Below are 11,561 nucleotides of genomic sequence, written 5' to 3'. Positions count from 1 at the left end.
CTTTTCTTTTCGTACATAGAATTGCTAAGAGTCAGAAGACCTGAGACCTGACAACCATCAACCATCAACTATCAACCAAAGTCTGGCGACTTCAGCTACGGGGCTGGTAATTCGCTTCTAGCTGAGGATGTCGTGGATGATGCGGCCGTGGACGTCGGTCAGGCGGAAGTCGCGGCCTTGGAAGGGATAGGTCAGTCGCTGGTGATCGATGCCCAGGATGTGCAGGATGGTGGCGTTCAAGTCGTGCGGTTCCATGCCGTCTTCGACCACGTTGACGCTGTATTCGTCGGTCCGGCCGTAACGCATGCCGCCGCGAACGCCGCCGCCGGCCATCCAGACCGAGAAACAATGTCCGTGGTGATCGCGGCCGTAGTTCTCAGGCGTTAGTTTACCCTGACAGTACACCGTTCGCCCGAATTCGCCGCCCCAGACCACCAGCGTGTCGTCCAGCATGCCGCGCGACTGCAGGTCGCGGAGCAAGGCGGCGGTTGGGCCGTCGGTGTCTTTGGCTTGCTGGCGAATCTGTTTGGGCAGCGCATTGTGTTGATCCCAGCCCTGGTGGAACAGCTGGATGAAGCGGACGCCGCGTTCGGCCAGCCGCCGGGCCAGCAAGCAGTTGTAGGCGTAGCTGCCCTGACGCTGGACGTCCGGGCCATAGGCTTGCAGCGTGGCCGCGGTTTCCTGGGTGAAATCCAGCAGCTCCGGGACCGAAGCCTGCATCCGCCCGGCCAGTTCGTACTGCGCGATGCGGGTGTTGATTTCCTCGTCGCCCCACTGCTCGTACTTTCGCTCGTTCAATTGGGCCAGCGTGCGGAGCATCGTCTGTCGCGCGGCGGGCGGCACACCGGGCGGATCGTAGATGTCTAGCACCGGGGCGCCCTGGTTGCGAAACTTGACGCCCTGGTATACCGACGGCAAAAATCCGCTGCCCCACAGCCGGTCGTACAACGGTTGGCCCGCGCGGCCGCTGCCGCGAGAGCTGAGCGCGACAAAGGCGGGCAACTGCTCCGTTTCCGCCCCCAGGGCGTAATGGATCCACGAGCCGGCACTGGGCCGACCTGGAATCTGGGAACCGGTCAACAACATCGTGATCGCCGGGTCGTGGTTGATGGCTGTGGTATGCATCGAATTGATGACGCACAGGCGATCCGCCAAGCGGCCCGTTTCCGGCAACAGTTCGCTGATCGGCAGCCCGGACTGGCCGCAGCGGGGAAAGCGGAACATGCTGGGCGCGGTCGGGAACGACGCCTGCGCACTGCTCATCGTCGTCTTGCGTTCGCTGGGATAAATCGACTCGGGCACCTCCTCGCCGGCTCGCTGGGCAAGGTTCGGTTTCGGGTCCAGCAGATCCAGCTGGGACGGGCCGCCGGACTGAAACAGGTAGATTACCCGCGAGGCCCGCGGCGGCACGTGCAGGTACTCCTTCGCCCCCTCGCCACCACTGAGGGCGGAACGCGATAGATCGGCAGAGGGCTCGTTCTCGTGGCCGCGTGCCGGCCCGCCCAGCAGCGACGACAGGGCGGCGGCCGCGATCCCGCCACGGCGGAAGAAATGACGCCGGGACAGCGCCGCGTAGTGCTGGGTGAGAGGAGACATGTTGGTTGCGGGTTGTGGATTGGGTAGCTGAAGTCGCCAGACTTTGGTGGGTCGAGCGTGGGGTTGCGAGTTGCGAGTTGGTTCGTGCTCGTGTTTGGGTTTTGGGGCTTCGTTTGTGGAACCGGGGCTATCGGCCTGACGGCTCAGGGCTGCTGTTCCCCCTCACCCCCCGGCCCCCTCTCCCCCGCAGCCTGACTCGCTGGGGCTCGCCAGGCTGCGGAGGAGAGGGGGAGAAAGTGGTGGTGGGGGAGTTGTCGTTTGGGGGAACCGGGGCTATCGCCCAAACGGCTCAGGGTTGCTGTTCCCCCTCACCCCCCGACCCCCTCTCCCCCGAATCCTGACTCGCTTGGGCTCGCCAGGCTGCGGGGGAGAGGGGGAGAAAGTGGTGTTGGGAGAGTTGTCGTTTGTGGGAACCGGGGCTTTCGGCCTGACGGCTCAGGGTTGCTGTTCCCCCTCACCCCCCGGCCCCCTCTCCCCCGCAGCCTGACTCGCTGGGGCTCGCCAGGCTGCGGGGGAGAGGGGGAGAAAGTTGTTGGGAAAGTTGTGTTGGGGGGAACCGTGGGCTAGCGCCCGGCGGCTGATGGGGTGTTGGCTGGGGTTACTCCTTGGTTACGGCTTCATCTAGGTTAAACAACAACGACGCGGTCATCGTCATCGCGGCGTGCGGCACGGCGTCGAACGCGGTGTCGCGCGGCTTGGCACCGACGCCCAGCAGTTGCTCGGCGCCTTCGGGCGTCTTTTGAAAATCGTTCAGGAACCGCCGATGGGCGTCGACCAGCAAAATTAATTCTTCCGGTTCCGGATCGCGCGACAATGTGCTGCGAAATCCGAAGCGGATGGCTTGCTCGGGGGCGGCGGCGGCGTGCAACATGCGAGCGGCCAGAGCTCGCGAGGCTTCGACGAACGTCCGGTTGTTCATCAAGGCCAAAGCCTGCAGGGGCGTATTGGTTTGGTCGGTGCGAACCACACAGACCTCCCGCGGCGCGGCGTTGAACGTGACCATGGTCGGCGGCGGAATCGTGCGCCGCCAGAACGTGTAGACGCTGCGCCGGTACAGTTGACCGCCTTGATCCTGTTTGTAGGTATTGTTGGAGATCGAGCTCCAGATCTTCGGCGGCATGTAGGGCTTGGCCGGCACACCGCCGACGTCTCGGACCAACAATCCGCTGGCTGCCAGGGCTGAATCGCGGAGCACGAAGGGATGGTGGCGGAATCGCGGACCGCGCGACAACAGACGGTTCTCGGGATCCTTCCGCAGCCGCACGTCGGGTTGCCCGTCCCGCTGCGTCACTCGGGAACTCTGCCGATACGTGGCACTCATCACGATCCGCTTGTGGATCGCTTTCACGTCCCAGCCGCTGTGGACGAATTCCACGGCCAACCAGTCCAGCAGTTCTGGGTGGCTGGGCAGTTCGCCTTGAATGCCGAAGTTTTCGGTCGTCGCCACCAGGCCCCGACCGAAGAAGTGTTGCCAGTAACGATTGACCGCGACGCGAGCGGTCAGCGGGTGCCGCGGGTCGACCAACCAACGAGCCAGGTCCAGCCGGTTGGCCGGAGCGGGGTTCGGGACGTCGGTGGCGGAGGTTGCGTCGGTGGCGGACGTTGTGTCAGGAGACGAGTTCGGCGCCAGCGGCAGTCCCAGCAGCGCCGGCACGTCGGCGGTCAGCACGCTGCCGGTGTCGGGCTGGTCGAATTGGCCTCGCTGCAGCAGGTAGGTCGGACGAGGTTCGGGCAATTCGTGCATCACCATGACCGTGTTCGGGCCGCCGGCTTGCGGACGTTTCAGGCCGTTGCCCTGTTGTTCCCTGGCCCGACGCAGCTGGACCGGTTCGGGTTCTTGCGCCACGTTCTGCTCCGGGGGCAGGTCCTGCCAATTCGGCGGTACCGAGACGAAGGGCGGGCTGTTGCCGTTGTTGGGACCGACGCCCCATTCGGGAACATTGTTGAAGAAGGCATACAGGCGATAGTATTCCTTGATCGTGACCGGATCGTACTTGTGATCGTGACAGCGGGCGCAGGCAATCGTCAGTCCCAGGACGGCCGTTCCCAGCGTGTCGACGCGGTCGGCGACGTTTTCGACATGCCATTCCTGGGGGATCGAACCGTCTTCGGAGTTGATGCGGTGGTTGCGACAAAATCCGGTGGCGATCTGCTGGGACAGTGTGGCATCGGGCAACAGGTCGCCGGCCAGTTGTTCGATCAGGAACCGGTCGTAAGGCAGGTTCTGGTTCAGCGCTTGCACGACCCAGTCTCGCCAGACGTGCATGTAGCGGTAGCGATCGTTTTGGTAGCCGTCGGTGTCGGCGTACCGCGCGGCGTCCAGCCAGGAGACGGCCATGTGTTCACCGTACTGCGGCGAGCTGAGCAAGCGATCGACTTGCTTTTCATAAGCGTCCGGCGAGGTGTCGTCCAGGAAGGCTTCGAGAGAGTCGAGGTCCGGCGGCAGCCCCGTCAGATCCAGGCTCAAACGCCGCAGCAGGGTTGTTCGCTGTGCCGCCGGAGCCAGTTGCAGCCCCGCGGATTCCAGCCGCGCCGCGACGAAGTGATCGATGGGGCCGCGCAGGGAGTCGGCGGAGCGAGGTTGTGGAACGACGGATCGCTCGGGCGGCTGGAACGCCCAGTGTCGGTCGTACGGTGCACCTGCGGCGATCCAGCGCACGAGCAATTCCCGCTCTCGAGTGCTGAGCGGTTTCTTGCTGTCGGCCGGAGGCATTTGCACACTCGGGTCGGTGGCCATGATCCGGGCCACCAGTTCGCTGTCGGCCGCAGAGTCGCCTTCCAGCACGTAGGCGGCGGCGTCGCGCCGGTCCAGCCGCAGATCGGCTTCGCGGGTCGCCGGGTCGGGGCCGTGGCAGTTCCAGCATTTGCCGGCCAAGATCGGTTTGACTTGCGCGGCGAAGTCGACGGCAGGCGGTTCCGCGATCGCCAGCGACACGAGGCCGACGATCGCGACCGTCTGCCGGAGCACATGTCCGAAGACGGTCGAGCCGAGAAGACTTCGGTGGCCGGGAAGACTTCGGTGGCCGGGTCGTCGTCGGGAGCGGGAAATCGCGGAACGAGCCTTCATCTACTTCGACTCCGGTGTCTGTTTATCGTAGAACGGGACGGGGAAATCCGGTTCGACGCTGCGGTTCTGCAAATAGGCCGCTTCCATCTGTGCGACTCGGTCGGCGTGTTGGTCCGCCACATCATGCTGTTCCTCGGGATCCGTCCGCAGGTCGTACAGTTCCCAGGCCGAAGGTTTCTTCAGCAGGTTCCGGCGCACGGCTTTCCAGCGTCCTTCGCGGACGGCGACCTGGCCGCCGTAGTTATGGAAGTCCCAGATCATCGGTTCGGTTCGCTCGGGCAGAGTCTCCCCGGTCAGGACCGCGCGCAGGTCGACGCCGTCGAGTTGTTGGTCCTGGGGCAGCGGCGCGTCGGCCACGCCGCACAGGGTGGGAAACCAATCGGGGAAGTAGGACGGCGTGTCGGTCGTGCTGCCGGCCGGGACGCGGCCGGGCCAGCGAACGATACAGGGCACGCGAATCCCGCCTTCGTAGACGCTGCCCTTGTAACCGCGGAGGCCCGCGGTCGATGCGAAGAACTCCGCGTCCACGCCGCCGACGTGGAACTGCGGGTCGCGACTGCCGTGCGTGGTGCCGTTGTCGGAAGTGAAGACGACCAGCGTGTTGTCGGCCAAGCCGTGGGACTCCAAACGCTCTAGCACCGTGCCGACGTGTTCGTCCAGGTCCGAGATCATCGCCGCGTACGCCGCTCGCGGACGCGGGTGCGGCAGGTAGCCGTTTTGGCCGCGGTACACCCCCTTTTCGGCATCCCAGGCTTCGGGATACCGGTCGATCCACTCCTGCGGCGGCTGCATCGCTACGTGCGGTTCGACAAAGGGCAGGTACAGGAAGAAGGGTTGATCTTTATTCTTGTCGATGAACTTCAGGGCCTCGTCCAGGATCAAATCCGGTGCATAGTTTTGTAACCGATAATCGTCCGCGTCGACCGGTCCGCTGGGTTTGCGTTGATGGCCGTAGATCAGGCCGGCATTGATCCGCTGTTCGCGTTCGTCCGAATCGAGGAAGAACGGGTAATAGCTGTGCGCGTTGCGTTGGCCGTTGTAACCGAAGAAGCGATCGAAGCCCTGCTTGATGGGCGAACCGGTGGTGTTGGAGGGACCGAGTCCCCATTTGCCGAAGGCTCCGGTCGCGTAGCCCGCCGGCTTGAGCGCTTCGGCGATCGTCACGATCTCGTCGCTGATCGGCAACTGGCCGGGAAAGACTCGCCCGTTACCCGAATCCCGGTTGCCGCGGATTTCGGCGTGGCCCAGGTGTTGGCCGGTCATCAGACTGCAGCGGGCCGGGGCGCACACCGGGGCGCCGGTGTAGTGCTGAAGGAATCGCATGCCCTGTTCGGCCAGCCGATCCAGGTGGGGCGTTTTGATTTTCTCCTGGCCATAGCAACCCACTTCGCCGTAGCCCAGGTCGTCGGCCAGGATGAAGACGATGTTGGGCCGGTCCGCGGCCAGAGCGGAGGATGAGGCCAGTAAGGCCAAAGCCGCGACCAGCGCGGGTACGTGGCAGGGAAGGAAACGGCGGAGACAAATCATGGGCATCGGTTTCGGCAGGGGTTCGAGTGAGTGTGGCATAGGCTTCCAGCCTGTGATGGGGAATCACAGGCTGGAAGCCTATGCCATTGGGTTGGTGCTGGTATTCACAGGCTGGAAGCCTATGCCACTGTTCACAGGCTGGAAGCCTATGCCACTGTTCACAGGCTGGAAGCCTGTGCCACTGTTCACAGGCTGGAAGCCTATGCGACTGTTCACAGGCTGGAAGCCTATGCCACTGTTCACAGGCTGGAAGCCTATGCCACTGTTTACAGGCTGGAAGCCTATGCCACTGTTCACAGGCTGGAAGCCTATGCCACTGGTTAGGGTTGTCGCGTTACGGTGCGGACGAACTCGCGGCGGCGAGCTTGCAGGATCGGGTCGGCCGCTGCGGCCTGGCGCATGTGGGTTTGCAGTTCGGCCGACAGACGCCCGTGGAGCTGCCTCGTCGAAGCGTCCAACCGGTCGGGGTCCAGCGGCTGCTCTTCGGCCGGGTCTTTCCCGGTGTCGAAGAAGCGGCCGTCGCCATACAGTTTAAATCGTGCGGTGCGGACGTGTTGGGACGCCTGGTCGCGGAGGCCGTCGCGGTGGTACCAGCAGTAGATCGAATGCCGCGGCTGGGCGGGGCTTCCCAGAAAGTCGCCGGCAAAGGACACGCCCTGGCACTGCCACTCGGCGGGCACTTCCAGCCCGGCGACTTCGGCGATCGTGGGCAGCATGTCGGTGAAATCCACCAAGCGGTCGCTCTCCTGCCCCGGCGCGACGCGGCCGGGCCAGTTGACGATCAACGGCACGTGGGTGCCGTTGTCTCGAGTGCTGCCCTTGCCGCCCACGTAGGGTTTGCCATCGAGGATCGAAGGGATGCCGCGATAGGTGCCGTTGTCGCCGGTGAAGATGATCAGGGTGTTTTCCCGCAGGCCCAGTTCCTCCAGGGAATCGACCAATTTGCCGACCATCTTGTCGGTGTAGGCCACCATGTCGACGAACCATTCATCCCGCCACCGCTTCTTCGGATAGACGCCGTCCGACGGATCCCAGGCTTCGCTGTCGGGCGTGGGCTGGAAAGGGAAATGCGGCAGGATCATCGGGTAGTACGCGAAGAATGGTTCGTCCCGGTGCTGGGCGAAGTAATCGCACAGGTAATCCGTGACCACGTCCGGGCCGTACTGGCCCTCGCGGTAATCCACGACGCGGCCATCGATCTCGAGGCCGGGATTGGGATAGCGGCCCACGATGCGGGTCAGTTGCCACAGACAGTAGCGATCGAAGCCAAAATGCCGGGGCCCGTCGAGTCCGCCTTCCAGTTGCCACTTGCCGGCGATCACCGTCTGGTAACCGGCGTCGCGGAACAGGTGGCCGAAGGTGTGGGCGGCCGGATCCAGGACGCCGAACCGCAAGTAGTTCACGCTGTTGTAGCGGCCCGTCATGATCTGCACCCGCGACGGCGTGCAGATGGGTTGGGAATGGCAGTGGCGATAGCGCGCGCCGTTGGCAGCCAAGCGATCCAGCCGCGGGGTTTGGTAGGTTTCCCCGCCGTTGGCCCCCAGGCACTCGAAGCCCATGTCGTCGGCCATGATCAGCAAGACGTTGGGGCGACGGTCCGCGGCCCGTACGCTGCTGGAAAGGCTGGCCAGCGCGATTGCGGTGAAGAACAGGCAACGACGAATCGTGCTGCGGATGCTAGGAGTGAGGTGATTCATGGGCGGGGTGCGAGTGGCGAGTGGCGAGTGGCGAGTGGCGAGTGGCGAGTGGCGAGTGGCGAGTGGCGAGTGGCGAGTTTTGAGTTTTGAGGTCAGCGATGAAAGGTTTGCGGGTGAGCGGGAATTGCAGCGTACGACACGTCAGTGCCTCGCCTCGATGCGGTACGCGTTAGGAGGATCCGACGCAACGAGTCAACCATTTGCACCCGAGCCCCCTCACCCCCGGCCCCTCTCCCACCCCTGCTTCACTCGCTGGCGCTCGCGGCGCAGCGGGGGAGAGGGGAGAAAACGTTTTTTTCGTACATGGATTTCGCCGGAGTCAGCAAATTTGAAATCTGAAGTCAGCGGTCGTAGTCTTGGCCGTTCATGCTGTGCACGACGGACGTCTGCCAGGCCTCCAGTGCTCGCCGCATCGCTCGGACGCGCTCCGGGTGCTCCTCGGCCACGTCGGTCGTCTCCATCGGGTCGCTCTCCAGATTGTACAGCTCCCACTCGACCGCCTTCTTGCCCTGCTCTTTCTGCTGCTTCTGCGGCTGCGGTTTGACCGGGCCCTCGATGCGGTGCAGTTTCCAAGGCCAATCGTTCCAGGCGGCGTGTCCCTTCAGGTTCTGCGGATCGTACTGCTCGACGATCTCTCCGGCATCGGCCATCACGCGGTCCGCGTTCAGGTAGGGCTTGCCGGCCTTCTGCGCGGCCAGCAGGTCCTGCATCCAAGCGTCGCTGGGCGTGGATTTGCCTCGCACCGGATAGGTCCAAAACCCCATCGTCCGCGAGCTCGGTTCATCGCCGCCGTCGATCACCGGCCGCAGGCTGATTCCGTCCAGCGGCGGTTGATCCGTCAGCGAGATATCCAACAGGTCCATCAGCGTCGGATAGATGTCCGAGGTGTTGGCCGGGAAGTCGGTCGTGCGGGCCGCGGCAAGACGGTCGGGCCACTGGAGGATCGCGGGCACTCGCAGACCGCCTTCGTAGATCGAGCCCTTGCGCATGCGTCCGCCGCTGCTTTCTCGGTACAGCCCGCCGTTGTCGGAGGTGAACCACAACAGGGTGTTGTCGGTCAGTTGTGCTTCCTTCAGGACGTCCTGCAGCTTGCCCATCGCGCGGTCGATACCGGTGATTTCGCCAAGCCAGTCGGCGTGCTTCTCGCCCTCGTACAGCCGCTTGTCCTGGTCAGCCGCGCGATGCGGCACGTGGGGCGATCCGAACCAGACGACGGCCAGGAAGGGTTTGTCCGCAGCGTGCTGGGCGCGGATGAAATCGATCGCGGCGTCCATCGTCACGATGGAGCTTTCCCCTTTCAGTTGCTCGGCCCGGCCTTCGCGGCTGAGCAGCGGGTCGTTGTCGAAGAAGTTGTAGGCCGACAGCCAGTGCTGGAAACCGGCGGCGCCGGGATTGACGGGGCTGCCCTCGATCACCGAACCCAGGTGCCACTTGCCAAAGTGCCCGGTCGCGTAGCCCGCGTCGCGCAGCCGCTGGGCCAGCGTTACCTCCTGAGGCCGCATCGCCCATCCCCAGGAGAACGCCGTGCTGCGGTTCGGATGCCGACCCGTCAACACGCTGGCTCGGGTCGGTGTGCAAACCGGCGCGGCAGCGTAGAAGCGATCGAAGCGCAGGCCCGTGGCCGCCATGGAGTCGAGGTGCGGGGTTTGGACCACCGGGTGTCCGTTGTATCCGGTATCGCCCCAGCCCAGATCGTCCGCCATGCAGAGGATGATGTTGGGACGCGGTGGCTGGTCCGCGCGAGCCGCGGCCGGAGCGAGGGTTAATAGGCCGATCAAACAAACGGCGACGGACAACGGTTTCATGAGGAGGGGCCTTGTGAGTGGTGAGTGGTGAGTGGTGAGTGGTGAGTGGTGAGTGGTGAGAGGTGAGAGGTGAGAGGTGAGAGGTGAGTGGTGAGTGGTGAGTGATTTGAGATTTGAGATTTGAGGTTTGAGGTTTGAGGTTTGAGGTTTGAGGTTTGCTGACTCCGGCGGATTCTATGTAGGGCTCGGAGCGGTAGAAGGCAATGTTTTCTCCCCTCTCCCCCGCGGCGCCGCGAGCGTCAGCGAGTGAAGCAGTGGTGGGAGAGGGGCCGGGGGTGAGGGGGCTCGGGTGCAACGCAATGACTGTTTGCATACGCCTTTCCGCTTCCCGCACTGCAGCGAAATACCGTACTGGTGGTGCTGCTCTGCTGGTCCCCCTCACCCCCGACCCCTCTCCCCCGAAGCCTGACTCGCTTAGGCTCGCCAGGCTTCGGGGGAGAGGGGAGAAAACGATTCTTCTCATACATAGATTCCGCCGGAGTCAGGAGATTTCAGGTTTCAGGTTTCAGGTTTGGCTACGCGCCGGCGGCTTGTTTCTTCGCTTGCAATTGTTCGGCTAACCGCTTGCGGACCGCTTGGTACTTTGGTTGGTCGGCGACGTTGTGGAATTCGTCGGGATCGTTTCGTAGGTCGTACAGCTCCTCGTCCTCGCCGTCGTTCCACTGGGTGTACCGCCAATCAGGCGTCCGCAAGCTGACGCCACCGCGAGTCGAAACGGTCAGCGCCGTGCGTTTGGTCCACTGGGGCGTGTCGACGTCCTCGAGCAGGGGCCGCAGGCTCTGGCCCTGCAGGTGGCCGGGCGGCGGCAGGCGGCACAGATCGGCCAGCGTCGGATACAGGTCGACCAGTTCGCAGATCCGCTCGGCGGCTCGGCCGTGTGTCTTGGGCAGCCAGGGGACGCTGAGAATAAAGGGCACGCGCGTGGTTTGTTCGAACAGGTGTTGCTTCTGCCATTTGTGATGTTCGCCCAGGTGGTAGCCGTGGTCGCTGCTGAAGACGACGATCGTGTTGTCCTGCAGATCGAGCTGCGCCAGGGCGTCCAGCAGGCGGCCGACCTGGGCGTCCATGTGGCTGACCGCGCTGTAGTAGGCGGCGTGGATGGCCGGGATGTCCTGCGAGCGGATTTTCAGTTTGCCGGTCGTCTTGTAATTGCGAGTCGGACGGCCGACGTCGTCCAGGTCGTCGGCGAGCACGTCGGCCGGGACCATCGCATCGTCGGGGTAGGAATCGAAGTAGGCTTTCGGCGCAACCAATGGCACGTGCGGACGTACAAAGCCCACAGCCAAAAAGAAGGGGCGGTCGCGATGTTGTTTCAGCAGTTCGATCGCCTTGGTGGCCGCTTTGCCATCGGCCATCGCCAAATCGTCCTCCGCCGCTTCGACACGCAGGAATGTCTGGCTGCTGTTCCAGCCCGGCGAATGGTCCACGCTGCGGCCGGCCGTGTTCTGTTCGTCGCCTTGGATGTTGTAGGCCGCCTGCCAGGATGCCGGGTCGTCCGCCCCGGCAGTGCCCGCCAGGATGTCGCGCGGAATGCCCATGTGGTAGATCTTGCTGACCCGCGCGGCGTGGTAATCGTTCTGCATGAACAACTGAGACAGGGTGACCAGTTGCGGGTGCCGCTGGCGGAACGTTGTGGTGTTGCTGAGGTCGCCGGTGGAATAGGGATACAGTCCCGTCATCAGCGACGAACGCGACGCGCCGCAGATCGGGAACTGGCAATACATGCGTTCAAAGCGGACGCCGCGGGCGGCCAAGCGATCCAGATGGGGCGTTCGGCACCGAGGATGCCCGTAGCAGCCGAGCGAAGTGTTCAAGTCGTCCGAAAGGATCAGCAGCACGTTGGGCCGCTCGGGAACGGGCGGCTCTGAG

The 11,561-nt window shown here is 64.0% G+C and carries 6 protein-coding genes; all 6 read right to left on the bottom strand.

The annotated features are described in order from the left end of the window. Positions 1-117: 117 nt before the first annotated feature. The 6 genes from GE027_RS11475 to GE027_RS11450 all read right to left on the bottom strand — a co-directional run bounded on the left by GE027_RS11475 (position 118) and on the right by GE027_RS11450 (position 11,530). Positions 118-1,596: a DUF1501 domain-containing protein gene (locus tag GE027_RS11475; RefSeq protein ID WP_153557336.1), complete on the bottom strand. Its 1,479-nt coding sequence runs from the start codon at positions 1,594-1,596 to the stop codon at positions 118-120. Positions 1,597-2,194: 598 nt separating this feature from the next. Next, positions 2,195-4,531, bottom strand: coding sequence for a PSD1 and planctomycete cytochrome C domain-containing protein (locus GE027_RS11470; RefSeq protein WP_162006690.1), 2,337 nt, complete (start codon positions 4,529-4,531; stop codon positions 2,195-2,197). A gap of 132 nt (positions 4,532-4,663) precedes the next feature. Next, the gene (locus GE027_RS11465) at positions 4,664-6,190 is read right to left on the bottom strand and encodes an arylsulfatase (RefSeq protein WP_237607466.1); all 1,527 of its coding nucleotides are present in this window, start codon (positions 6,188-6,190) and stop codon (positions 4,664-4,666) included. 320 nt (positions 6,191-6,510) lie between these two features. Next, complete coding sequence (locus GE027_RS11460) at positions 6,511-7,887, bottom strand: sulfatase-like hydrolase/transferase (RefSeq protein WP_153557333.1); 1,377 nt, start codon at positions 7,885-7,887, stop codon at positions 6,511-6,513. Between the two features lie 341 nt (positions 7,888-8,228). Then, positions 8,229-9,692: a sulfatase-like hydrolase/transferase gene (locus GE027_RS11455; RefSeq protein ID WP_153557332.1), complete on the bottom strand. Its 1,464-nt coding sequence runs from the start codon at positions 9,690-9,692 to the stop codon at positions 8,229-8,231. Between the two features lie 515 nt (positions 9,693-10,207). After that, positions 10,208-11,530 carry a sulfatase gene (locus tag GE027_RS11450; RefSeq protein WP_162006689.1) on the bottom strand — a complete coding sequence of 441 codons (1,323 nt, stop codon included), beginning with the start codon at positions 11,528-11,530 and terminating at the stop codon, positions 10,208-10,210. Positions 11,531-11,561 lie beyond the last annotated feature (31 nt).

Origin of the sequence: Roseimaritima sediminicola (assembly GCF_009618275.1) — a bacterium.
Classification (GTDB): domain Bacteria; phylum Planctomycetota; class Planctomycetia; order Pirellulales; family Pirellulaceae; genus Roseimaritima; species Roseimaritima sediminicola.
This window is presented reverse-complemented; position numbering and strand designations above follow the sequence as displayed.